This is a genomic window from Amycolatopsis sp. NPDC045836 (assembly GCF_056431745.1).
Genome location: NZ_JBWKKF010000025.1, coordinates 67,510 through 91,396 on the forward strand (window position 1 = coordinate 67,510; position 23,887 = coordinate 91,396).

Genomic DNA, 23,887 nt, shown 5'->3' on the forward strand with positions numbered 1-23,887 from the left:
ACATGGCTGTGCAGGACAAGCTGAAGGAAGTCTTCGTCGAGGCGCTCCAGCTCGATGACGGGGTCGACGTCGAGAACCTGAAGTACCGCGACATCGAGGCGTGGGACTCGGTCGGCCACATGGCGCTGGTCGCCGCCATCGAGGACGAGTTCGACGTGCAGTTCGACACCGACCAGGTGATCGACATGAGCAGCTTCAAGGTGGCCGTGGACATGGTCGAGGAGCTGCGGGAGCAGGCGTGAGCACGCTCTCGGGAAAGGTCGCACTGGTCACCGGCGGTACCCGCGGCATCGGGCTGGCCACGGTCCGGGCGCTCGCCGAGGCGGGCGCCACCGTGGTGCTCACCGGGCGTGACGAGTCCGCCGCCAAGAAGGCCGCAGCAGCAGCCGGCTCGGTGGACGGCGAGGTGCACGGGCTCGCCCTGGACGTCACCGAGCCGAAGGCGATCGCCTCGCTGGTCCGCGGGGTGGCCAAGGAACACGGGCAGCTCGACATCGCGGTGGCCAACGCCGGGATCATGGAGGGCGGGCTGCTCGGCATGATCCGGGCCGAGGACGTCGACCGCACGCTGGCCACGAACGTGGCGGGCACGCTGCACACGGTGCAGGCCGCCGCGCGCGCGATGATGCGGAAGAAGACCGGCTCGATCGTGGTGCTGGCCTCCGTCGTCGGCGAGTACGGCAGCGCTGGTCAGACCGTGTACGCGGCGTCGAAGGCCGCGGTGGCGAACATCGCGAAGTCGGCGGCGAAGGAACTGGGCCGCTCCGGCATCCGGGTGAACGCCGTGGCGCCCGGCGTGATCGAGACCGCGCTCACCGAGAGCCTGAGCGACGAGGTTCGCGCGGCCAACGCGGAGCACACCCCGCTGGGCAGGCTCGGCCGGGCCGAGGAGGTCGCCGCGGCGATCCGCTTCCTGGCCGGCGACGAGGCCTCGTTCATCACCGGCCAGGTGCTGGGCATCGACGGGGGCTTGGTGCTGTGACGCTGCTGGGTGCGGGCGCTCGGCTGGTCGACGCGGCCGGGGGCCGCACGCTGGCCGGGCCGGAACTCACCGACGAGGTCGCGCGGCTCGCCGCCGGCCTGCAACTGCTGCCGCCGGGTGTGCTGTTCGCGCGCACCTCGGTCGACGTGGACAGCGTGCTCCGCTACCTGGCCGCGTTCGAGGCGGGCCGGGCGGTCGCGCTGATCGACCCGGCGCTGGACGCCGACGTGCTGGCCGGGCTGGTCGACCGGTTCCGGCCCGCCGCCGTGCTGCAGGCGCCGGACACCCCGGCTCCCGCGGGGTACGCGCTGACCGGCGGCCACTGGGTCCGGGAGGCGCTCGACGGCGTCGAACCGCACCCGCACCTGGCCGTGCTGCTGCCGACCAGCGGGTCCACCGGCAACCCGAAGCTCGTCCGGCTCTCGCGCGCGGCGATCCTGTCCAACGCCGAGGCCATCGCCGAGGTGCTGGAGATCGACGCCGACGAGGTCGCGCCGACCAGCCTCCCGCTGCACTACAGCTACGGGCTGTCCGTGCTGAACTCGCACCTGGTCCGGGGCGCGACCGTGGTGGTCGAGCCGTCCGGGGTGCTCGGCCGCGGTTTCTGGGACGCGGTCAACGAGCACAAGTGCACTTCGCTGGCCGGGGTGCCCTACCACTACGAAATGCTGCGGCGGATGAAGTTCGACCCGGAGCGCTACCCCAGCCTGCGCACGCTGACCCAGGCGGGCGGCAAGCTCCGCAGCGAGCTGATCACCGAGTTCAACGACAAGATCCGCGCGGTCGGCGGCCGGATGTACGTGATGTACGGCCAGACCGAGGCCGCGCCGCGGATCTCCACCGTGCCCGCCGACCGGCTCGCCGAGAAGCTCGGCTCGGTCGGCCCGGCGCTGCCCGGCGGCAGGTTCACCATCCGCCGCGACGACGGCGAGGAGACCACGCACCCGAAGATCGTCGGTGAGGTCCTCTACCGCGGGCCGAACGTGATGATGGGGTACGCGGAGAACGAGGGCGAGCTGGCCGCGGGCGACGAATGCGGTGGTGAGCTGGCCACCGGCGACCTCGGTTACCTCGACGCCGACGGCTTCCTGTTCATCACCGGCAGGCTCAAGCGGATCGGCAAGGTCTTCGGCAACCGGGTCAGCCTGGATGATCTCGAGCAGGCGGTGCGTTCTGCCTCGGTGGGGATCGACGTGGTGGCGGCGGTCGCGGCCGGGGACAAGGTCGTGCTCTTCGCCGAAGGCGCCGATCGGGACGCCTGCAAGGCGGCGTCCCGCGCCCTGTCGGAGCGGCTGCACCTGCACACCAGCGGCTTCGACGTGCGTCCTCTGGACACCGTGCCGCTGCTGGCCAGCGGCAAGATCGACTATCGGACGCTGGAGAGCCAGGTATGAGCGTGTTCACCCTGTCGCAGGCGGAGCGGGAGGCCACGCTGCTGCCGCAGCTGGCCGAGCTGACCGCCCACCACCGGGCCAACTCGGCCGGGTACGACCGGATCCTGTCCTCGCTGGGCATCGCCCGCGACGCCGAGTTCGGCTCGATCGCCGAACTGCCCTGGCTGCCGGTCCGCATGTTCAAGACGCACGACCTCAAGAGCGTGCCGGACGCCGAGGTGTTCAAGACGCTCACCTCGTCCGGCACCACCGGGTCCGGTGCTTCGCGCATCTACCTGGACAAGGAGGCCGCGGGCGCGCAGACCAGGCAGCTCGGCGCCACCCTCCAGACGGTGCTCGGCGGGGAGCGGCTGCCGATGCTGATGGTGGACACCGTCGGCATCATCAAGAACCGCCGCTCGTTCTCCGCCCGCGGGGCCGGGGTGCTGGGCATGGCCAACTTCGGCCGCAAGCACGTCTACGTGCTCGACGAGCACGACCAGCCGGACGTCGAGGCGGTCAAGGGCTTCCTGGACCGCCACGGCGACCAGCCGTTCCTCATCTTCGGCTTCACCTTCATGGTCTGGCTCTACCTGTACGAGGTGGCCAGGGACCACGGCCTCGACCTGTCCAACGGCATCCTGATCCACTCCGGCGGCTGGAAGAAGCTGATCGACCGCTCGGTGGACAACGAGGAGTTCCGCAGGCGGTTCCGGGAGGACACCGGCCTGCACCGGATCTACAACTACTACGGCATGATCGAGCAGATCGGCACGGTGTTCCTGGAGGGGCCGTCCGGTGGCTCGCTGTACTGCCCGGACTTCGCCGACGTGGTGATCCGCGATCCGGAGACCTGGGCCGAGCAACCGGTCGGCAAACCGGGCGTCATCGAAGTGGTGAGCACCCTGCCCCGTTCCTACCCCGGTCACGTGCTGCTGACCGAGGACCTCGGCGTGTACAACGGCATCGACGACGGCGACTGGCCCGGCAAGCACTTCTCGGTGCTGGGCAGGCTGCCCAAGGCCGAGGCCCGCGGCTGCTCGGACACCTTCTCGGGGCAGGCGGCATGAGCCTCACGCAACGCTTCCCGCTCGGTGACCCGGTGGCCGTCGGTGACCTGGTCTCGCGCCTGCGGGCCGAGCCGGACGGCGGCCGCCTGAAGGTCGGCGACCCGCGCGTCATCGAATTCCTCACCAAGTTCGCGCGCAAACTGCTCGCGCCCGCGGTGGCCCGGCGTTACCCGGAACTGGCTTCGCTCGGGTTCTTCCTGCGCAAGGCCGAAATCCAGAAGGCGCTGGCGCGGCTGTCCGACGCGGGCCCCGGGGAGGCCCTGCGCTTCCCGCGCGGGCTGGTCTTCCACGTGCCACCGGCCAATGTGGACACCATTTTCGTCTATTCGTGGGCTTTGTCCGCGTTGGCGGGCAATTCCAACGTGGTCCGGGTTTCGTCGCGTTCCGCCGGGGCAGCCGAAGAAGTGCTCTCCGCTCTCAACGCCGCGTTGTCCGAGGTGGACGCCGACACCGCGCGGCTGATCACGCAGACCCAGCGCATGATCACCTACGACCGCAGCGACGAGATCAGCGGCGCGTTGTCGCTGGCCGCCGACCTGCGGGTGATCTGGGGCGGCGACGGTTCGGTGAAGGCGCTGCGGCAGTACCCGCTCGCACCGCACGCCCGTGACCTGACCTTCCCGGACCGGTCCTCGTTCGCGGTGGTCTCGGTCGCGGGCTGGCAGGCGGCTTCGGACGCCGAGCGCCGGGCGGCGGCGGAGGGCTTCTACAACGACTCGTACTGGTTCGACCAGGCCGCCTGCTCGTCACCGCGTGCGGTGTTCTGGGTCGGCGACGCCGCGGCGGCGGAGGCCGCGGGCGTCGAGTTCCGGCGGCTGCTCGGCGAGGTGCTGGCGGCCAAGCAGCACGTCACCGAACCGGCGATGGCCGTGCAGAAGCGGGTGTCGGCCTACGGTGCCGCGGTCGACGGCCTGATCAGCCGGATGACCTTCGACGGCAACGCCGTGGCCACCCTGGAACTGACCGAGCCCTCCGCGCTGCCGCGGGAATGGCTGGGGGCGGGCACGTTCGGCTCGGCCAGTGTGCGTACCCTTTCCGACTTGGTGCCGATCGTGGTGCGCAAGGATCAAACCGTCAGCCAATTCGGGTTCGGCCGCGAGGAATTGGTTGAGTTCGCGACCGAACTGGCGGGACGCGGCGTGGACCGAATCGTTCCGTTCGGGTCGGCGCTCAGCTTCTCCGCCGTGTGGGACGGTTACGACCTGCTGGCCGAGTTCAGCCGCTTGGTGAGTGTTCAGGTGTGAGCACGCCCGACGAGGAGACACGACGACCGATGACGACCGTCGAGCCCGAACAGACCGCTGCCGAGGTGGCCAAGGGCCCCAAGTCGACCAAGGCCAAGCTGCTCGACGCGGCCCGCTGGCTGGCGATCGCCGTGGTCATCTTCTTCGCCGCCCGCTCGCTGATCACCAGCTGGGACGAGTTCTGGGTGACCATGAAGGGCATCCCGTGGCTGTCCTCGGCGCTCTCGCTGGTCGCGCTGGTCAGCAGCATCGCGGTCGGGGTGTACGCCTGGCAGATCATCGTCGACGAGCTGGGCAAGCCGATCGGGTACGCGCGGGGTGCGCAGATCAACCTGGTCGGCTCGCTCGGCAAGTACATCCCCGGTTCGGTGTGGGCGTACCTGCTGCAGATGGAGCTGGGCCGCAAGGCCGGCCTGGCGCGGGCCCGCATCTTCACCGCGTCGCTGATCCACCTGGGCGTCGGCGTGGTGGCCGCGCTGGTGCTGTCGATCCTGGCGATGCCCGCGGTGTTCGCGAACAGCCCGTACGCCTGGTGGCTGCTGGTGCTGCTGCCGGTCGGTTTCACCGCGCTGCACCCGCGCGTGCTGACCTGGGGCACCTCGCTGGTGCTGCGCATCCTGCGCCGCCCGCCGCTGGACCACCGGCTGTCGTACAAGCTGATCGGCAAGGTCTTCGGCGCGCTGGTGCTGGTGTACGCGCTGCAGGGCCTGCACCTGTGGCTGCTGGCGAACTCGGTGGGCGCCCCCGGTTTCGGCGGTTTTGTGCTGTGCATCGGCGCCATGGCGATCGCCATGACCTCGGGCACCTTCGCGTTCATCCTGCCGAGCGGGGTGGGGGCGCGGGAGTTCGCCATGGTCGCCGTGCTCACCGCCACCGCGATCTCGGGCCCGCAGGCACTGGCGTTCGCCGTCGCCTCCCGGGTGATGTTCACCGTGGCCGACCTGATCACCGCCGGCGGTGCCGCGCTCACCGCCCGTCTCCAGGCCCGCCGCGCGGTGTGACCCCTGTGGGGTACTCGGTTGCCGGTGGCTCCGAATACCGCCGCTGACCAGGCGAGACCAGTTGTCCCCAACCATCCCCACCCCTGTGGACAACTCGGGTGGAAGCAGGTCCTCCGGGTTGGCTGGATGGCCCCCTGATCCGGGCAGCGGAATTGCCCATCCGCGACCCCGGCGCGGCGGCGGGAGCACGGGCGCGAACTGAGCTACCCCAGCCGGGCGAAGCGAACCGCTCCGCCCGGAAGGGCTCTCCGGCTCGGACTACGGGACCAGCTGGTACAGCGAAGCGTCCGCGTTCCGGTAGACCAGCCGCACGAACGGCTTCCCGTCCAGCCCCACCAGCCCCTTCTGCCGCGTGGCTTCCGGCGGGTAACCGTACTGGCCGACCAGCACCCACCGGATGTTGAGCCGCTGGACGGCGGCGCGCACCGCCGGATCGGTGTCGTAGTCGCGGAAGCGGTCGGCCAGCAGGAGCGCGTCGGCCGGGGGCAGGGCCTGGTCGTAGTGGCCGGCCACGCCCCGCACGCCGCTGATCGCGTAGACCCACGCACCGCCGTCGAAGCGGTCGTTCATCACCCAGTCGCCCGGTTGCGCGCGCTTCTCCAGCTCCAGCATCGCCTGCGCCTCGTCCGGGCTGACCGCCAGCTTGTGCTTGTCCACCCCCGGTCCGTTGCCGTACCCCGGCGTCACCCAGCCGGTGTTCGCCCCGGTGTACAGGCCGTTCGTGATGCCGACGAACCCCGCCAGCACCACCACCGCGGTCACCGGCGCCAGCCACGACGGCGAACGCCACCCGGCGATCCGCTCCTTCAGCCAGGAAGCCAGTTCGGCCAGCCCGTGCCCGGCGATCACCACCAGCGGCACCATCGCCATCGACACGAACCGGTACGGGTCGTCCCACCACGGCCGGGAGATCGCCATCACCAGCGGGTGGTTCGACGAGGACACGGCCACGTACAGCAGCCCGGAGACCAGCGCCGTGCCGCCGATCCAGCGCAGCCCGTTCAACCGCGCGAAGAACACCAGCCCCAGGAACAACGCGCCCGCCAGCCAGATCTGCGGCCGTGCCATGTCGTGCTGGAAGCTCAGCAGCGTGCCCAGCGCCGACCCGGTGGTGCCCTGGCTCGGCCACCCCCAGTACGGCACGTCGCCGCTGGCCAGCCCGATCGCGCCGAACAACTGCATCGCCGCGACCACCACGCTGGCCACCCCGATCGGCAGCAGCGCCAGCAGGTCCCGCCCGACCGCCCGCCACCGCCGCGCCACCAGCCACCGCTGGATGAGCATCGGCAGCGCGAACACGATCCCGGCGAACAACGTCGACGAGTGCACGGTCAGCAAGCCGACCGCCGCCAGCACGAAGACCAGGCCGGTGTCGATGGCCGGGCGCACCAGGTACCGGTGCAGCGCGACGGTGCCGAGCGGGGTCAGCGCCAGCCCGAGCAGGAACGGCAGCAGCGGCCCGCGGGACATCGACTGGTACATCACCGCGGTCGGCGCGATCGCCACCAGCGCCACCGAACCGGCCAGCACCGCGCGCCCGCGGAACTCGCGCACCACGGTGACCAGCGACAGCGCCAGCAATCCCGGCAGCAGCAGGGTGTTCGCGTTCATGATGGCCGGGATCGAGGCGCCGGTGAGCTGGTAGGCGACCGTGCCGACGAGGTGGTAGGCGTTGGGGTAGAACAATCCGCCGCGCTCGGCGTACCAGTTCGTCAGGCTGGTGCCGAAGAGGCTGCCGTCGCCGGTGTCGGCGATGTACCGGATGGCGTTCGCGTGGTAGACGGCGTCGAAGCCCTGCGAGATCGCGTCCAGTTCGACCAGGCCCCGCCAGACGGTGAAGATGCCGACGGCCACCGCGAACAGCAGGCAGGCGAGCACCGAGAGGTGTCCGGCGCGGGCCCACAACGGCGCGTCCGCCTCGACCCGCGACCGCCGCTGCACCAGCCACCGCAGGCCGAAGGCGATCCCGGTGAACACCACCGTGGCGACGACGAAGGTGAGCACGTTGAACGGCAGCCCGATGGCCGCCAGCCACGGCCCGGCCAGCCCGCCGATGGCGTAGGTGAACAGCGGGGCCAGGCCCGCCAGCACCCAGCCGCGCAGCCCGGCGGCGAACCCGGTCAGCAGCCCCGGCAGGAAGATGACCAGCGCGTACAGCGCGATGGTGAGGACGTCGAACACTGGGCTGGTACTGGTGGGCACACTTCCCCCGGCTAGGTGGTTCCGCGCTGGATCTGCGGTGGAGCCTAGCCAGCGTCCGGTTCACCCGAACCGGGGGATGCGGCCGCGGCGACCGTCTCCTCCGGTTGCTCCCCGCGGTGGATCCGGTACAGCGTGGCGTCGGGGTTGCGGTAGACGACCTCCAGGAACGGCAGGCCGTCCAGGTCGGCGAGGCCGGGGGAACGCGGGATCGAGTTCGCCTCGTGGCTCTTGGCCGTCACCAGCACCCACCGCAGGTTGCGGCGGTCGACCGCGGCCCGGACTTCGGCGTTCGTGCGGTACTCGCCGAAGTGCTGGGTGAGCAGTTCGGTGTCGGCCTGCCGCCCGGCGCGTTCGTCGTGCGCGATGACCGTGCGGACCCCGCTGATGGCGTAGGTCCACACGCTGCCGTCGAACCAGTCGTTCATCGCCCAGTCACCGGGTTGCGCGCGCTTGCCCAGTTCCAGCATGGCGGCGGCCTCGTTCGGCGTGACCACCACGACGGCGTTCGGCTGGCGGGCGGTGTTCCCCCAGGTCAACGCCACGTAGTCGGCGTTGTTGCGCAGGTACGAACCCTGCGACAGCACCAGGAAACCGCCGAGCACGACCACCGCGGCCAGCGCACCGGCGACCCGCGGCGCGAACCGGCCGCCGACCTCCCGCAGCCCCCGCTGCACCTCGGCGATGCCGTGCCCGGCGAGCACGCACAGGCCGAGACCGGCCATCGCGACCAGCCGGAACTTGTCGTCCCACCAAGGCCGGGAAACCGCCATCACCAGCGGGTGGTCCGAGGTGGCCACGACCAGGTAGAGCAGCCCGAACAGGGCGGCCGAGCCGGCGATCCAGCGCAGTTCACCGAGCCGCCGGAGACCGATCAGCCCGACCACCAGCGCGGCGGCCAGCAGCACCTGCGGGTCGAGTGAATTGTGGGAGAACAGCAGGAGTTCGCCGACGGCCTGCGTCGGCGTGGTGTTCGCGGTCCAGCCGGTGTAGGTGAAGTTCCCGGCCAGGTGCAGGGCGCCGAGCAGGTGCGGCAGCGCCAGCAGCGCGCCGCCGAACAGCACCGGTACCAGGGCGAGCAGGTCGCGACCGGCCGTGCGCCGGCGCTGGACGAGCAGCGGCAACACGAACAGCAGGCCGCCGAACAACGCGCTGGAGTGGATGGCCAGCAGCGCCACCGCGCCCGCGGCGAGCACCAGTCCGGTGTCCAGCGCGGGCCGGAGCAGGTACCGGTGCCCGGCGACGACGATCAGCGGCGTCAGCGCGACGGCCAGGGTGTAGGGCAGCAGCGGACTGCTCCACGCGCCGTAGGTGACCATCGTGGCCCCGACGGTGGTCAGCGCGCACGCCCCGGCCAGCACCGCCCGGCCGCCGAAGTGCCGGACCACGGTCACCGTGGACAGCGCCAGCAGTCCGCCGGTGAGCATGGTGTGCGCGTTCAGCACGGCGGGCACGGTGGCGCCGGTGAGCTGGAGGACCAGGGCGGCGGGCAGGTGGTAGCCGTTCGGGTAGAACAACCCGTCGTCGTACCAGTGCAGCGAGCCCAGCCCGAACAGGCCGCTGTCGCCGGATTCGGCGACGTAGCGGATGCCGTTGGCGTGGAACGGCGCGTCGAACCCCTGCGAGATGGCGTTGATGCCGCCGAGACCGGTGTACACCGCGTACGCGCTGATCCCGGCGGCGAGCAGCAGGCAGGCCGCGACGCCCGCGTGCGCCCGCGCGGTCCACACCCGTTCGTGGACCACTTCCGGACGGCGGTAGCGCCGGGCCGCCGCGGCCGGCGCGGTGAGCAGCAGCGTGCCCGCGACGAAGGTGAGTCCGTTGAACGGCAGGCCGACCAGCGGCAGCAGCGGCCCGAAGACACCCCCGACGGCGTACCCGAGCAGCGGCGCCAGCCCGGCCAGCCGCCAGCCGCGCAGGCCGGCCGCCGCGCCGATGAGCAGGCCGGGGGCACCCAGCACCAGCAGGAATCCGCAGACCGGCCACACCGTGGACCAAGCCGAAGTCGAAATGGGCACAGCACACCCGCACGTGGTGAGGCCGCCGGGGCGTCCGGCGGGATACGGAAATTCGAGTGTCCGCCGAAACACCCCGATTTCTCCGGCGATACCCCTGCTTCACGCTCGGGCGGGTGACGCGGTTGCCTCGAACGGGTTATGTGAAACGTTCCAGGTTGTTGTTCGATACCTTTACGTGACCCACCGGATGGGGGCGGTGCAGCGCGGAGGGTGAGGGTCTGGTGGTCTACGTAGTCCTCGGCGCCTGGCTGGTGCTCGCCGTCGGCGTGCTCGCGGCCTGGCGGCGGATCAACGCGGTCAGGGCGTGGCGGGTCGCCGCGCTGGCCGTGACGCTCGCGTTGTCGCTGGTTCACCAACTGCTGTTCGCCACCGTTGCCGAGGACGCGTTCATCGGTTTCCGGTATTCGCAGAACATCGCCGAAGGGCACGGCCCGGTGTTCAACGCCGGGGAACGCGTCGAGGGTTATTCGAACTTCCTCTGGGTGGTATTGGTCGCCATCCCGAAGACGCTGTTCGGTTTCGACATCGTGCACACGGCGTCGGTGCTCGGTGTGCTCTGCGCGCTGGGCTGCGTGCTCGCCGCGTACGCCGCGGTGAACCGGATCGTCGCCGAAACGCCGGGGCTGGGCGTCGCCGCCGCGATCCTCACCGCCGGTGCGACCGGGCTGGCCGCCTACGGCCCGTCCGGCCTGGAGACCCCGCTGTTCATCCTGCTCGTGCTGCTGATGTGCCACGCGCTGGCGGCCGGGCGCGCGGTGGTGGCCGGGGTGGTGGTCGCCCTGGCCACGATGACCCGGCCGGACGGCCTGGTGCTGGCCGTGGTGGCCGGCCTGTGGCTGGTCAACGCCGCCGCCCGCGGCCGGGTCAACTGGTGGGGCCCGGCCGGGTACGCGCTGGGCGCGCTGGTGCTGGTGGTGCCGTGGACGGCCTGGCGCGTCACCTACTACGGCCACCTGGTGCCGAACGCGGTCGCGGCCAAGCTCGGCGGTTCGGTCGGCTGGCAGCTGGGGCAGGGCTGGCACTACCTGTCCTCGTTCGGCCTGGTGCACCAGGGTTACCTGCTGATCGCGGTGGCCGCGGTGACGGCGATGCTGCGGCGGCGCCGGGAGCTGCCCGACGCCGAACGCCGCGCCCGGTCCTCGGTGTGGCTGATCTTCGCGCTCGGCGGTGCGTACCTGCTGTTCATGACCTACGCGGGTGGGGACTGGATGCCGGCGTGGCGGCTGCTGGCGCCGGTCCCGGTGCTGTTCTCGGTGGCCGCCGTCGCCGCGTACGGGGTGGTGACCGGGGCCGTGCCGTCACCGCGGCCGCGCACCCAGCCGGTGGGCGGGAAGCTGGTGCCCGCGGTCGCGCTCGGCCTGTGCCTGCTCTCGTTCCTGGTTTCCGCGACGAGCCCGGCGGCGTTGCCGCTGATGCGTGACTGGCGCCACAAGATCGCGCAGATGGAGGAGATCGGCTCGTGGCTCGGGGAGCGGCTGCTGCCCGGCACGGTGATCAGCACCTACGCCAACGGCGCGCTGTCCTACCGGGCGGGCACCAAGATCGTGGTGGTCGACGTGCTGGGGCTGACCGACGAGCACATCGCCCGCGAAGGCCACCGCGACGAGTCGCTCGGACCGGTCGGGCACATCGCCAACGACTACGACTACGTGGTCAACGGCAGGCGCCCCGCGCTGGCGGTGACCACCGGCAGCGGCTACGCCGACCGCCAGCGCTGCGGGGCCGACCCCGCCTACGCCGCGCTGTACACGGTGGCCACCTTCCGCCGCGAGGGCACCGACCAGTGGATCGCCGTGTACCCGCGGGCCGAGCAGGCGCTGCGGTTGATCGAGCGGCTGGACGTGGACCCGCGGTTCACCTACGTGCCCTGCCCGTGACCGGCGGAACCGGAAAGTAACCTACGGTCGCGTAACCTGGCCGGTATGGCTGAACTGGTGTACCCGCCCGTCGTGCTGGCGGCCAAGTTGATGTTCCGCGTGCTGGACAACAAGCTGCGGGTGGACGGGGCCGAGCACATCCCGGCCACCGGTGGGGCGGTGATCGCCTGCAACCACGTGAGCTACCTGGACTTCATCTTCTGCGGGCTCGGCGCGCAACCGGCCAAGCGGCTGGTGCGGTTCATGGCGAAGCAGGAGATCTTCGCGAACAAGGTGGCCGGACCGCTGATGCGTGGCATGCACCACATCCCGGTGAACCGCTCGGCCGGGGCCGCTTCGTACCGGGAGGCGGTGGAGCGCCTGCGGGCGGGCGAGGTGGTCGGCGTGTTCCCGGAGGCGACGATCAGCCGGTCGTTCACCGTGAAGGAGATCAAGTCGGGAGCGGTGCGGATGGCCGCGGAGGCCGGGGTGCCGGTGGTGCCGATGGCCCTGTGGGGCACGCACCGCCTGTGGACGAAGGGGCGGCCGCGGACGCTGACCAAGCGGCACGTGCCGATCCTGATCCGGGCGGGCGAGCCGTTCCGGCCGAAGCCGGAGGAGGACGCGGAGGTGCTCACCAAGGACCTGCGGGCGCGGATGAGCGCGTTGCTGGAACGGGTGCAGGCCGACTACCCGGAACAACCCGCCTCGGAGGACGACCGCTGGTGGCTGCCCGTCCACCTCGGCGGCACCGCCCCCACCCCGGAAGCCGCCGCCGAACTGGACGCCCGCCGGGAGTGAGGTCGCGCCACTGACTGGAGCAGGCGCTGGACTCGGCCCCCGGCCGCGGCCAGTGTCTGCTCCAGTCAGTGGCTCAAAAGCGACCTCACCGTCTCGGCGGAGCCGAGACCAAGGACTCAGAACCAGCGTTCCAGGACTTGGGCCACCCCGTCCTCCGAGTTCGGGGCGGTGACCTCGTCGGCGACCTCCAGCAGGGCCGGGTGCGCGTTGGCCATGGCCACGCCGTGCCCGGCCCAGCGCAGCATCTCGATGTCGTTCGGCATGTCGCCGAAGGCGATCACGCGCTCGGCGGGCACGTTCAGCCGGTCGATCACCCAGTCCAGCCCGCTGCCCTTGGTCATGCCCGGCGCGGCCAGTTCGATCAGCCCCGAGTTCGACGAGAAGGTGATGTCGACCGCGTCCCCCAGCACCGCCTTGGCGGCTTCGGCCATCTCACCCGAGGTCATGCCCTCGTGCCGCACCAGCAGCTTCACCGCCGGGTGCCCCAGCGTCTCCGCCCGCGGCACGGAGAAGCCCTCCCCGTCGCCCCACGGGTTGTGGTAGCCGGTCTCGTAGACGTAGTTGTGGGTGTCCGGGTCGACCGCCCGCCTGCCGACGCGTTCCGCGGCGAACCGGCTGTCCGGGATCGCCTTCTCCAGTTCCTTCGCGAAGTCGTTCAGCTGCACCGGCTCCAGCTGCCCCCGGACCTCGACCACCTCGTCCTTGCCGATGTCGTAGATCACCGCACCGTTCGAACACACCGCGTAACCGGTCAGCCCGGCCGGGTGGGCGACCGGCGGGATCCAGCGCGGCGGACGGCCGCTGGCCAGCACCACCGGCACGCCGTCCGCCGAGGCGCGCCGGATCGCGGCGAGCGTGCGGGCGGTGAGGTCGGCCAGCGGCGAGAGCAGGGTGCCATCGATGTCGGAGGCGATCAGCAGGGGTTTCTCCACGCCGCCAGTTTTCCAGAGGGCACCTGATCCGGGCTCGACCCGGCATGGTCACCCACCGCTGCGCCCCTACGCTGAGCTGGTGCGAGTAGGCATTGTGATCCTTCCCGAAGATCGTTGGTGGGCGGCCGAGCCGAAGTGGCGGGCGGCCGAGGAGTACGGCTTCGACCACGCCTGGACCTATGACCACCTCGGCTGGCGCGAACTGGTGGACGGCCCCTGGTTCAGCGCCATCCCCACGCTGACCGCCGCGGCGACGGTCACCTCGCGGATCCGGCTGGGCACGCTCGTCGCCTCTCCGATCGCCCGGCACCCGGTGCCGTTCATGCGGGAGCTGATCACCCTCGACGACATCTCCGACGGCCGCGCGCTGCTCGGCGTGGGCGCCGGGGTGACCAGCGCGCACTACGACGCGGTCGCCATCGGCGAGGCCGAGCTGACCGACCGCCAGCGCGCCGACCGGTTCACCGAGTTCGTCGAAGCGCTGGACGGCCTGCTCACCCAGGACAAGTTCGACTACCCCGGCGAGTACTTCACCGCCCGCGGCGCGCGGAACCTGCCCGGCTGCGTGCAGCGGCCGCGGTTGCCGTTCCTGGTCGCCGCGAACGGGCCGCGGACCATGCGGGTGGCCGCGCGGTTCGGCTCCGGCTGGGTGACCACCGGCCGCAAGACCGGCGACCAGGCCGAGTGGTGGCGGGCGGTGGCCGAGGCGGTGGCGAAGTTCGACGAGGCGCTGGACGCGACCGGTCGCGACCGGAACTCGATCGACCGCTACCTGAGCCTCGACGCGGCACCGGTGTACTCGCTGACCAGCGTGGACGCCTTCACCGAGGCCGCCGGGCGGGCGGGCGAACTGGGCTTCACCGACGTGGTGTCGCACTGGCCGCGGTCGAGCAGCTGGTACGAGGGCCGGGAAGCGGTGCTCGAGGAGGTCGCTGCGGACGTGCTGCCGGTGCTGCAGGCGAAGAGCTCCTGACCGGGTCCGGTCGATCGAGCCCGCCCGGCTCCGAACACCACGTGATCACCGGTGGAGGCGGCCTCCCGCCGTCGTCGGCTCAAGAACACCCACGCTGTCCGAGCCCTGATCAGATTCACTCGATCGGGTGACACTTGGTCGAGGAGGAAACCGATTACCGCTCCCGGGAGTCATCTGTACAAGCGGATGAGACCACCCCGGGGGTGAATGGGGGCGAGGTGACCTCCGTGTGGCACCACGGGCAAGGGGCGGCCCGCCACACGGAGGTCTCTCGGGCCTCAGCGCCGGATGCGGTAGATCGAGGCGTCCGGGTTCGAGTAGACCTTCTCCAGGAACGGCAGCCCGTCGAGGTCGCGCAGGCCGGGGGCCCGCATCACCTCCACCTTGATGGTGCCGGAGCCCAGCAGCACGTGGTGCACGTTCAGCCGCTCGACCGCGGCCCGCACCTCGGGGTTCGTGTCGTACTCGCGGAAGTGGTTCGCCAGGTAGGTGGCGTCCGGCGGGGCCACGCCGGGGTCGTAGTGCCCGGCCACCGGCCGCACCCCGGAGATGGCGAACAGCCAGGCCGTGCCGTCCAGCCGGTCGTTGAGCACCTTCTCGCCGGGCACGGCGAACTTGCCCATCTCCCGCATGGCGTCGACTTCGAAGTCGGTCACCGGCACCGGACGGCCCGCCGACTCGGGCCCGTTGTGGTAGGCGTAGGCCACCGCGGTCGCGTTCGCCGAGGTGTAGAAGCCGTTGGTGCCCACCGCCAGCACGCTGACCAGCAGCACCGCGCTGGCCACGCCGATCCGGGCGGGCAGCCGCGGCCGCGCCTTGACCCAGTCCCAGCCGGCCGCCACCTTCGCCAGCAGCCGCTGCAGCTCGGCCAGCCCGTGCGCGGCGAGCAGGCACAGCGGAATGGCGGCCAGCGACATCAGCCGGTACCGGTCGTTCCACCACGGCCGGGAGAACGAGATCACCCACGGCAGGGCGCCGTAGCAGGCGACCAGCACGAAGGTGCCGGACAGCAGCAGCGCGGAGAAGGCCACCCAGCGCATCGAGCCCAGCGCCCGCGCGGTCAGGATGCCCGCGACCAGCAGCACGCACAGCACCATCTGCGGTTCCTGCAGCACCTGCCGGAAGGTCAGCAGCTGCGCCAGCGCCGAGGACACCGGGATGTCCGAGGCCCACGGGATGTACGGGTACGAGCTGGAGGTGAAGGCGATCGCGCCGAGGATCTGCGGGGCCGCCAGCACCAGGGCGGCGACCCCGGCCGGGACCAGCCGCAGCAGGTCGCGCCACCAGACGCCCTCGCGCCGGAACCAGCGCTGGAGCAGCAGCGGCAGGGTGAACAGCACGGCGCCGAACAACGCGCTCGAATGCGCCAGCAGCAGGCCGACGACGGTCAGCGCGAACACCATGCCGGACTCCACGTCCGGCCGGGTCAGGAAGCGCTGCAGCGCGACCGCGGCCAGCGGGGTCAGCACGATGCCCAGCGCGAACGGCAGCAGCCCGCTCGACACCGATTCGTAGGCGCCGGTGGTGGCCGCACCGGCCACGATGGCGGCGCTGCCGGCGAACGCCGCGCGCCCGCCGAACTGGCGGATGGTGGCGGCCAGCGCGAGCGCGAAGATGCCGGCGATCGGCACGGTGATGCCGTTCAGCACGGCCGGGATGGTGGCCCCGGTGATCGAGTACACCAGCGCGCCGACCAGGTGGTAGGCGTTCGGGTAGAAGGAGCCGTCCGGGTACCAGTTGATCGTCGACATGCCGACCAGCGAGCCGTCGCCGGTCTCGGCGATGTAGCGGATGCCGTTGGCGTGGTAGACGGTGTCCCAGCGCTGGAAGACCGAGTTGGTGCCGTCGGCCGCGGAGAGCACCACGATCATCGACAACGCGGTGGCCAGCAGCACGCAGGCGACCACCGCCGCGTGGGCCTTCTTGGTCCAGTGCAGGCGCTTCGGCTCGGGTGCCGCCGACACCCAGCCCCGGGCCCGCGCCAGCACCCGCACGCCGTAGGCCAGCCCGGCGATCAGCAGCGAGAAGGCGGCGGCGGTGGCGGTGTGGTAGGGCAGCCCGGCCATCGACAGCCACGGCCCGGCCGAGCCGAGGGAAAAGTAGGTGAACACCGGGGCCAGCCCGGCGAGCGCCCAGCCCCGCAGGCCGGCGCCGATCCCGATCAACCCGCCGGGCACCGCCAGCACGATCAGGTAGACACTGATCGTGCTGAGATAGGTCCAGAACGTATCCGGTGTTGGCACGGCTTCCTACGGTCCTCATCGGGCCCTGGTCGTGGGCGGGGCGAGGTCCGTCCCCGGTACGTGAGTACCCTCGACGCCCGTGAGCGCGCAGACGAACCCCGTCAAGGTTACTGAACACGAATTCGCCGGTTACGACCTGATCGTGGTTGGGTCCGGTTTCTTCGGCCTGACCGTCGCCGAGCGGGCCGCCACCCAGCTGGGCAAGCGGGTGCTGGTGCTCGAGCGCCGCAGCCACCTCGGCGGCAACGCCTACTCCGAGCCCGACCCGGAAACCGGGATCGAGGTGCACAAGTACGGCGCGCACCTGTTCCACACCTCGAACAAGCGGGTGTGGGAGTACGTGAACCAGTTCACCGAGTTCACCGGCTACCAGCACCGCGTGTTCGGCAAGTACCAGGGGCAGGTCTACCCGCTGCCGATGAACCTGGCGCTGATCAACCAGTTCTTCGGCAAGTCGCACACGCCGGACGAGGCGCGCGAGCTGATCGCCAAGCAGGCGTCGGAATTCGACACCGAGGCCGCGCAGAACCTCGAGGAGAAGGCGATCTCGCTGATCGGCCGCCCGCTCTACGAGGCGTTCATCCGCGGTTACACGGCGAAGCAGTGGGAGAACGACCCGAAGAACCTCGGCGCCAACATCATCACCCGGCTGCCGGTGCGCTACACCTTCGACAACCGCTACTTCAACGACACCTACGAGGGCCTGCCGGTCGACGGCTACACCGCGTGGCTGGAGAAGATGGCCGAGCACGAGAACATCGAGGTGCGGCTGAACGTCGACTACTTCGACGTGCGCGAGCAGATCCCGGCCGGCACGCCCACGGTCTACACCGGCCCGCTCGACCGCTACTTCGGCTACTCCGAAGGCCGGTTCACCTGGCGCACGGTCGACTTCGAGTCCGAGGTCGTGCCGACCGGTGACTTCCAGGGCACCTCGGTGGTCAACTACAACGACCAGGAAGTGCCCTACACCCGGATCATCGAGTTCCGGCACTTCCACCCGGAGCGCAAGCACTACCCGGCCGACAAGACGGTGGTCTTCCGCGAGTACTCCCGGTTCGCCGACGAGAAGGACGAGCCGTACTACCCGATCAACACCCCGGAGAACCGCGAGAAGCTGGAGAAGTACCGGGAGCTGGCCAAGGTCGAGGCCAAGGAGCGCAACGTGCTCTTCGGCGGCCGCCTCGGCACCTACAAGTACCTCGACATGCACATGGCGATCGGTTCGGCGCTGTCCGCGTTCGACAACAAGATCGCCCCGCACCTGACCGACGGTGCCCCGCTCGACGGGTCGCTCGATGCTTGAGCACCAGCCGGAGTCGGTGGCCGACCCGCGGGTGGACGCCCCGCGCAACCGGCCCGCCGCCGAGGTGGCCCTGCTCGCCAGGGCGCAGGGCGTGCTCAAGCGCCCGGCCACGGTGAAGGCCGCCCGCGGGCTGAGCCACTTCGGTGAGCACAGCGCGGGCTGGTTCGCGCTCGGCCTGCTCGGCGCCGCCGTGGACCGCGACCGGCGCAAGGACTGGCTGGTCGCGGCGGCGGGCGTGGTCGGTGCGCACGCCGCGTCGATCGCGGTCAAGCGGGTGGTCCGCCGCCCGCGGCCGGAGGACCCGAGCGTCGAGGTCCTGGTCGGCACCCCGAGCAAGCTGAGCTTCCCGTCCTCGCACGCCACCTCCACCACGGCGGCGGCGGTGCTCTACTCCGGATTGACCGGGCGTAACCTCGTGCCTGCACTCGTGCCGCCGATGCTGGCCTCACGCCTCGTGCTCGGCGTGCACTACCCGACGGACGTGCTCGCCGGAGCGGCGCTGGGCGGGGTCGTCGGCGGTCTCATCCGACGGAAGCTGAAGCAAAGATGAGTGAAGCAACCGAGCGAACCGACGAGAAGGACAAGACCGAGGAGAAGCCGGTCCTGTCCGAGGAACTGGAGACGGCCGAGGACGCGCCGGAACCGGAGCCGGTCGCGCCGGCCAAGGGCCGCGGTCCGATGGGCACCGCGCTCGGCGTGCTGAAGACCGCCCGCCCGCGCCAGTGGGTGAAGAACGTCCTGGTCTTCGCCGCGCCGTTCACCGCGGCCCAGTTCGGCAACGGTGGTGTGCTGCTCGACGCGGCCATCGCCTTCGTCGCGTTCTCTCTGGTGGCGTCGTCGATCTACCTGGTCAACGACGCGATCGACGTGGAGGCCGACCGCGCCCACCCGACCAAGCGCAACCGGCCGATCGCGGCCGGGATCGTGCCGGTGCCGGTGGCCTACGCCGCCGCGGTGGGCTTCTTCGCCGCCGGCCTCGGGATCTCCTTCATCGCCAGCCCCCAACTGGCCATCGTGCTGGGGGTCTACGAGGCCGTGCAGCTCGGCTACTGCTTCGGGCTCAAGCACCAGCCGGTGATCGACCTGGCCATCGTCGGCTCGGGCTTCCTGATGCGCTCGATCGCCGGTGGCGTCGCCGCCGGCATCGCGCTCTCGCAGTGGTTCCTGCTGGTCACCGCGTTCGGTTCGCTGTTCATGGTGGCGGGCAAGCGGTACGCCGAGGTGATGCTGTTCGAGCGGACCGGGGCGAAGATCCGGTCCTCGCTGAAGAAGTACTCGGCGAGCTACCTGCGCTTCGTCTGGGCCACCTCGGCCGCCATCCTGATCATGTCCTACAGCCTGTGGGCGTTCGAGCTGCGGGAGCGCGCCGACGGTTCGGTGTGGCCGGTGGTCTCGATGGTGCCGTTCGTGGTCGCGGTGCTGCGCTACGCCGTCGACGTCGACGGCGGCAAGGCCGGTGAGCCGGAGGAGATCGCGCTCAGCGACCGGGTGCTGCAGGTTCTCGGCGTGACCTGGGTCGTCACGCTGGGCTTGGCCTACTACTTGTAAACGGAAGAACGCACATGTCGATAGGGCAGACGGTGGAGCCGGTTTCGGCGGGTTCGTCAGCAGCTGAGGTGACCACCTCCGTCCGCGATCGGGTGCGGGCGGCCTGGTGGCTGCCGGTGTTCGCGGTGGTCGCCACCGCGGCGCTGTTCCTGGTGGTCAAGGACAGCCTCACCGACGACGCGTACATCACCCTGGCGTACGCGAAGAACCTCGCGGTGCACGGCGAGTGGGGCCTGATCGCCGGGGAGCACGCCAACTCGGCGACCTCCCCGCTGAACATCCTGCTGCTGGCGCTGGCCACCCTGCTCACCCGGATCTTCGGTGACGCGCACCCGGTGCTCGCGCTGGGCCTGGTCACCGTGGTGGCCGGGGCGGTCCTCGGCTGGGCGTGGATGCGCCTGGTCGCGGCGCTGCGGCTGCCGTCGTTCGCCGGGGTGCTCGGCATCGCGGTGGTGCTGCTCAACCCGTTCGTGCTCTCCGCGATCGGGCTGGAGGTGCTGCTGATCCCGGCGGTGCTGATCCTGCTCACCGTGTTCGCCGTGGAGGGCCGCCCGGTCTGGTTCGGGGTGGTCTCCGGGCTGGCCGTGATGACCCGGCTCGACCTGGTCGTTTTTGTGCTCGTCCTGGCGTTCTCCACCGCGGCGATCCGGCGGGGGCTGGTCAAGGCCGTGCTCTCGGCGGTGGCCGTGGCCGGGCCCTGGTACCTGTTCAGCTGGATCGCCTTCGGCTCGGCGGTGCCGGACACGCTGGTGATCAAGCAGCTCCAGGGCGGGCTGTTCGGCGAGTGGAGCTTCTTCACCGGCCCGGTGATGTACTTCACCGGCCGCAAGATCGTCACCGCGATCGCCTTCGCCCCCGCGCTGGCCGGGTTGTTCGTGCTGGTCAGCTGGTTCCTGGTGCGCTTCGCGGTGCGCTGGGAAAAGGTTCTGAAGATCGGCCCGCTGGCCGCGCTCGGTGCGGGCGGGGTGGTGTACTACGGCGTTTACACCCTGATGGGCGTCGGCCCGTACCACTGGTACTTCGTCGCGCCGATCGTCTCGCTGAGCATGTCCGGCATCCTGATCGTGGCGTTCTGGCTGGCCCGCTCGCGGGAGCAGGAGCGGCTGGAGTCGCGGCCGCCGGCGCTGGTGCTCGGCCTGGTCGGGCTGGCGCTGCTGGGCAACATCGCGGTGGTCGCCAAGCCGGGTGTGCCGTGGGAGTCGCCGCTGATCTTCGGCAACTGGGCGAGCGCGCCGGACTACGCGCGGGTCGGCCAGGCGCTGGGGCAGCGGCTGAACGGCGCGACGGTGTCCAGCCCCGGTGAGATCGGCACGCTGGCCTACTACTGCGAGTGCAAGATCGTCGACGAGTTCTCCGACCGCGGTCGCGTGGTGGACAAGGTGGAGAAGCGGATCGCCGAGGCCAACCCGGTCACCAGCTTCGCGCTGCGGGTGAACTACCTGTTCTTCGACCGGTCGATCAAGCCGGAGCCGATCCAGTACGAGCTGCGTTACGCCGGCGGCCCGGCCACCGGCCCGGACAGCTGGACGGTGCACTCGGCGGCGAAGGGCGTCGGGCACTTTTCGCTGGTCCCGGCCACTCGGCCGTAGGCGGCGCGGACTCGATATCGAGCAGATAACGGACCGGTCACAGTAGGGGTTACACTCTTCTGCGATGCACACCACCTTCCCCGTTGCCGCCGAGTCCGTCACGACGCCGGACTCGGCCGGTAGAGCGGGCCCGCGCACGCTCCGGTTCTGGCGCTTCCCGGCCGGCGTGGCGGCGGTGTCCACGGTGGTGTTCGCGCTGGCCGAGCCGCACCTGATCGACGACACCTACATCACGCTGTCGTACGCGAAGAACCTCGCGCTGCACGGGCACTGGGGGCTGATCGCGGACAGCGTGGCCAACACCGCCACCTCACCGCTGAACGTGCTGTCACTGGCCGCGCTGACCGTGGTGCTGCGGGATGCGGTGGCCGCGGCGGCGGTGCTGTTCGTGCTGGCGCAGGTGCTGCTGGCGCTCGGGCTGCGCCGCCTCGGCGACCGGATCGGCCTGCCGGGCTGGTTCGCACCGCTGGCGGTCGCGCTGACCACGATCAACCCGCTGCTGATCTCGTCGATCGGGCTGGAGATCGCGCTCGGGGCGGCCGGGGTGGTGTGGGCGCTGGTCTTCGCCACCGAACGCCGCCCGGTCGCGCTCGGCCTGGTGGTCGGCGCGCTCGCCCTGATCCGGCTGGACCTGCTGGTGATGGCCCTGGTCGTCTTCGCCGGGCGGCGGTCGTTCTGGACCGGGATCTGGCGCACGTTCTTCGCCGCGCTGGCGGTCGCCGGGCCGTGGTTCACCCTCAGCTGGTTCGCCCTCGGCTCGGCCGTGCCGGACACGTTGATCATCAAGACGCTGCAGCGCTCGTGGGGCGAGTGGAGCTTCACGAACGGGCCGCTGCTGTACTTCCAGGACTACCCGGCGCAGACCGTGCTGTCGTTCCTGCCGGTCGCGCTGGCCCTGGTGCTGTGCGTGCTGTGGCTGGCGCTGCTGGCCCGCGGCAGCGAGACCGCCCGGCGGATCCAGCCGTTCGGGGTGCTCGCCCTGGCCGGTTTCGCCCATTACCTGGCCTACACCTGGCTGAACGTGCCGCCGTACCACTGGTACTACGGTCCGAGCATCGCCGCCACCACGGTGTTCCTGGCCGCCGCCGTCGCCTCGGTCGACGGCGAAGCGTTCCGGCAGCGGGTGCTGGCCGGCGTCGGCCTGGCGGGCACGGCGGTGGTGGCCGCGGTGGCGGTGGCGGTGTACCTGGCGCCCGGCTTGCCGCGGCAGTACGCCCCGCTGACCAGCAACCACGCCGCGTCGGCGCAGTACCTGGAGATCGGGGAGCAGCTGGCGCAGGTCGCGCAGGGCCGGAAGGTGCACAGCGCGGGGGAGATCGGGGCACTGGCCTATGCCTGCGACTGCCCCATCGTCGACCTGTTCTCCGACCGCGGTGCCGTCGGCCCGGCCATCGCCGAAAGCGAAAGCCGGGCGAGCGCCATCGGCAAGGCGCTGATCGACCTGAACTTCCGCTTCTTCGACCACTCCGTCGCCCCCGCGGACACCGACCTGGTCCTCGAAGTGACCCACGAAACCCCGCCCCCGACGGCCCTGGCCAGCTGGACCATCACCTCACCGTGGTCGGGCACGCAACAGCTCTACCTGGTCAGCGCCGCCAACGCCCGCCCGGCGGACCAGCCCTGGTGACCTTCGGTGGTCCAGTTCGCCGATTCGACCGGGAAGCATCGGGAGGCGGTGGAACGGCCCGCAGCCGATCGGTTGATGTGCCGCCGCGCCGGTGGGTAATTCGGCCGTCCGGCCAAGCGGGGATTTGGTGAATTCTCGACCGTGCCCAGCCGGATCGAGAGGAGTCGCCGTGGCCGGAGGAGAGTACCGGATCGAGCCCGCCGAAGTCCGCAGCATCACCAGCACGGTGCGCGAACTCGGGTCGACGGCCTTGGAGACCACCCGTGACCTCGACCGCCTGGTGCTCGACGGGCTGGCGTTCGCGCAGATCGGCGGCTCGGTGGCCGGGGCCAACGCGAACATGCAGCAGCAGCTGGTCAGCGGGCTGAGCCGGTTCGTCAACCTGATCGAGGACCTGACCGAGAAGCTGAAGTCCGCTGTGGACGGTTACGACGACGCCGACCGCGCCACGGCGCAGGGTTACGGCGGCGGCAACGGCGAGGTCCAGCTGGCGCAGGCCCAGGGCGGCGGAGGGGCCGCCGCGGGGGGCAACCCCGACCAGCTCGACCCCCGCGTGGTGCAGTCGATCATGCGGTCCGAGGGCGCGTCGGGCGAGCAGGGCGGGCGGCAGGAGGCGTACGGCTTCCGCGAGGGCAACGGCACCGCCTACCGCGAGATCATGGAGGCGCGGCGGTTGCACGGGCAGGGCAGCCCGGAGGAGATCGCCGTGGTCACCCGCCACATGTCGGACAGCGCGCGGCAGGCGGGCGCGCTGAACTTCACCGATGCCGGGGTCCAGGCGGCGATCATGTCGGGGGCGCACATGCGTGGTGTCGGCGGCGTGCAGGCCATCCTGAACTCGATGGCGGGCGCGGACATCGTGCGCAGCGGCACGCTCACCCCGGAAACCATCCAGCACATCCAGGGCATGTCCTCGGAGGAGTTCCAGCAGCAGTTCCGCGACGCGCGCCTGGCCTACGACCGCGAGATCTACGGCGACACCACCACCCGCCAGGGCGGTCAGGTGCAGAACTGGTGGGACCGCTACGGCAACGGCCTCACCCAGCGGTACGACCGCGAGCAGAACGAATTCCTCGGTCTGGCGCGCGAATGACCCTGCGCATCCACCTCCCGCGACGGCGGACG

The 23,887-nt window shown here is 70.9% G+C and carries 19 protein-coding genes; 15 read left to right on the forward strand and 4 right to left on the reverse strand.

The window, feature by feature from the left end:
• The first annotated feature begins 2 nt into the window (after nt 1–2).
• The 6 genes from AC07EG_RS34105 to AC07EG_RS34130 are packed head-to-tail and all read left to right on the forward strand — an operon-like array spanning nt 3 to nt 5,670.
• Nucleotides 3–242 carry an acyl carrier protein gene (locus tag AC07EG_RS34105; RefSeq protein WP_478257368.1) on the forward strand — a complete coding sequence of 80 codons (240 nt, stop codon included), beginning with the start codon at nt 3–5 and terminating at the stop codon, nt 240–242.
• On the forward strand, nt 239–982 hold the full coding sequence (locus AC07EG_RS34110; protein ID WP_478257369.1) for an SDR family NAD(P)-dependent oxidoreductase: 744 nt from the start codon (nt 239–241) through the stop codon (nt 980–982). The genes AC07EG_RS34105 and AC07EG_RS34110 overlap by 4 nt, the downstream gene beginning before the upstream one ends.
• Nucleotides 979–2,376 carry an AMP-binding protein gene (locus tag AC07EG_RS34115; protein WP_478257370.1) on the forward strand — a complete coding sequence of 466 codons (1,398 nt, stop codon included), beginning with the start codon at nt 979–981 and terminating at the stop codon, nt 2,374–2,376. Before AC07EG_RS34110 ends, AC07EG_RS34115 begins: the two co-directional genes overlap by 4 nt.
• On the forward strand, nt 2,373–3,425 hold the full coding sequence (locus tag AC07EG_RS34120; RefSeq protein WP_478257371.1) for a LuxE/PaaK family acyltransferase: 1,053 nt from the start codon (nt 2,373–2,375) through the stop codon (nt 3,423–3,425). The genes AC07EG_RS34115 and AC07EG_RS34120 overlap by 4 nt, the downstream gene beginning before the upstream one ends.
• Nucleotides 3,422–4,669, forward strand: a complete 1,248-nt coding sequence (locus AC07EG_RS34125; protein WP_478257372.1) for an acyl-CoA reductase — start codon at nt 3,422–3,424, stop codon at nt 4,667–4,669. Before AC07EG_RS34120 ends, AC07EG_RS34125 begins: the two co-directional genes overlap by 4 nt.
• Nucleotides 4,670–4,698: 29 nt before the next feature.
• Nucleotides 4,699–5,670: a lysylphosphatidylglycerol synthase domain-containing protein gene (locus AC07EG_RS34130; protein WP_478257373.1), complete on the forward strand. Its 972-nt coding sequence runs from the start codon at nt 4,699–4,701 to the stop codon at nt 5,668–5,670.
• A gap of 258 nt (nt 5,671–5,928) precedes the next feature.
• Here AC07EG_RS34130 and AC07EG_RS34135 read toward each other — a convergent pair whose 3' ends face one another.
• Together AC07EG_RS34135 and AC07EG_RS34140 are read right to left on the reverse strand one after the other, a co-directional pair.
• Complete coding sequence (locus AC07EG_RS34135) at nt 5,929–7,851, reverse strand: DUF6541 family protein (protein WP_478257374.1); 1,923 nt, start codon at nt 7,849–7,851, stop codon at nt 5,929–5,931.
• 65 nt (nt 7,852–7,916) lie between these two features.
• Nucleotides 7,917–9,887 (reverse strand): DUF6541 family protein, encoded by a 1,971-nt coding sequence (locus AC07EG_RS34140; protein ID WP_478257375.1) that lies wholly within the window; start codon nt 9,885–9,887, stop codon nt 7,917–7,919.
• A gap of 221 nt (nt 9,888–10,108) precedes the next feature.
• Between AC07EG_RS34140 and AC07EG_RS34145 the strand changes: the two genes are divergently transcribed.
• Both AC07EG_RS34145 and AC07EG_RS34150 read left to right on the forward strand, forming a co-directional pair.
• Entirely contained in the window at nt 10,109–11,764 is a 1,656-nt protein-coding gene (locus AC07EG_RS34145) for a hypothetical protein (protein WP_478257376.1), read from the forward strand.
• Nucleotides 11,765–11,809: 45 nt separating this feature from the next.
• The gene (locus tag AC07EG_RS34150; RefSeq protein WP_478257377.1) at nt 11,810–12,544 is read left to right on the forward strand and encodes a lysophospholipid acyltransferase family protein; all 735 of its coding nucleotides are present in this window, start codon (nt 11,810–11,812) and stop codon (nt 12,542–12,544) included.
• A 116-nt stretch (nt 12,545–12,660) separates the two neighbouring features.
• On the opposite strand, the gene AC07EG_RS34155 is transcribed toward AC07EG_RS34150, so the two are convergent.
• Nucleotides 12,661–13,476: a Cof-type HAD-IIB family hydrolase gene (locus AC07EG_RS34155; RefSeq protein WP_478257378.1), complete on the reverse strand. Its 816-nt coding sequence runs from the start codon at nt 13,474–13,476 to the stop codon at nt 12,661–12,663.
• Nucleotides 13,477–13,555: 79 nt separating this feature from the next.
• On the opposite strand from AC07EG_RS34155, the gene AC07EG_RS34160 reads away from it, so the two are divergent.
• On the forward strand, nt 13,556–14,449 hold the full coding sequence (locus tag AC07EG_RS34160; protein ID WP_478257379.1) for an LLM class flavin-dependent oxidoreductase: 894 nt from the start codon (nt 13,556–13,558) through the stop codon (nt 14,447–14,449).
• 278 nt (nt 14,450–14,727) lie between these two features.
• On the opposite strand, the gene AC07EG_RS34165 is transcribed toward AC07EG_RS34160, so the two are convergent.
• A complete protein-coding gene (locus tag AC07EG_RS34165; protein ID WP_478257380.1) occupies nt 14,728–16,692 on the reverse strand; it encodes a DUF6541 family protein in 1,965 nt (654 codons plus the stop codon).
• Between the two features lie 79 nt (nt 16,693–16,771).
• On the opposite strand from AC07EG_RS34165, the gene glf reads away from it, so the two are divergent.
• The 6 genes from glf to AC07EG_RS34195 all read left to right on the forward strand — a co-directional run bounded on the left by glf (nt 16,772) and on the right by AC07EG_RS34195 (nt 23,855).
• On the forward strand, nt 16,772–17,998 hold the full coding sequence (gene glf, locus AC07EG_RS34170) for a UDP-galactopyranose mutase (protein WP_478257381.1): 1,227 nt from the start codon (nt 16,772–16,774) through the stop codon (nt 17,996–17,998).
• Complete coding sequence (locus tag AC07EG_RS34175; RefSeq protein WP_478257382.1) at nt 17,991–18,548, forward strand: phosphatase PAP2 family protein; 558 nt, start codon at nt 17,991–17,993, stop codon at nt 18,546–18,548. Before glf ends, AC07EG_RS34175 begins: the two co-directional genes overlap by 8 nt.
• On the forward strand, nt 18,545–19,546 hold the full coding sequence (locus AC07EG_RS34180) for a decaprenyl-phosphate phosphoribosyltransferase (RefSeq protein ID WP_478257383.1): 1,002 nt from the start codon (nt 18,545–18,547) through the stop codon (nt 19,544–19,546). The genes AC07EG_RS34175 and AC07EG_RS34180 overlap by 4 nt, the downstream gene beginning before the upstream one ends.
• Before the next feature lie 68 nt (nt 19,547–19,614).
• The gene (locus AC07EG_RS34185) at nt 19,615–21,135 is read left to right on the forward strand and encodes a hypothetical protein (protein WP_478257384.1); all 1,521 of its coding nucleotides are present in this window, start codon (nt 19,615–19,617) and stop codon (nt 21,133–21,135) included.
• A gap of 64 nt (nt 21,136–21,199) precedes the next feature.
• A complete protein-coding gene (locus AC07EG_RS34190) occupies nt 21,200–22,762 on the forward strand; it encodes a hypothetical protein (RefSeq protein ID WP_478257385.1) in 1,563 nt (520 codons plus the stop codon).
• Between the two features lie 169 nt (nt 22,763–22,931).
• Entirely contained in the window at nt 22,932–23,855 is a 924-nt protein-coding gene (locus AC07EG_RS34195) for a WXG100 family type VII secretion target (RefSeq protein WP_478257386.1), read from the forward strand.
• Nucleotides 23,856–23,887: the final 32 nt, after the last annotated feature.

Bases quoted from the DNA above. Each gene is read 5' to 3' on its own strand.
- AC07EG_RS34150 (WP_478257377.1), top strand. From the start codon at position 11,810: ATGGCTGAACTGGTGTACCCGCCCGTCGTGCTGGCGGCCAAGTTGATG.
- AC07EG_RS34175 (WP_478257382.1), top strand. From the start codon at position 17,991: ATGCTTGAGCACCAGCCGGAGTCGGTGGCCGACCCGCGGGTGGACGCC.
- AC07EG_RS34125 (WP_478257372.1), top strand. From the start codon at position 3,422: ATGAGCCTCACGCAACGCTTCCCGCTCGGTGACCCGGTGGCCGTCGGT.
- AC07EG_RS34120 (WP_478257371.1), top strand. From the start codon at position 2,373: ATGAGCGTGTTCACCCTGTCGCAGGCGGAGCGGGAGGCCACGCTGCTG.
- AC07EG_RS34130 (WP_478257373.1), top strand. From the start codon at position 4,699: ATGACGACCGTCGAGCCCGAACAGACCGCTGCCGAGGTGGCCAAGGGC.
- AC07EG_RS34105 (WP_478257368.1), top strand. From the start codon at position 3: ATGGCTGTGCAGGACAAGCTGAAGGAAGTCTTCGTCGAGGCGCTCCAG.
- AC07EG_RS34190 (WP_478257385.1), top strand. From the start codon at position 21,200: ATGCACACCACCTTCCCCGTTGCCGCCGAGTCCGTCACGACGCCGGAC.
- AC07EG_RS34180 (WP_478257383.1), top strand. From the start codon at position 18,545: ATGAGTGAAGCAACCGAGCGAACCGACGAGAAGGACAAGACCGAGGAG.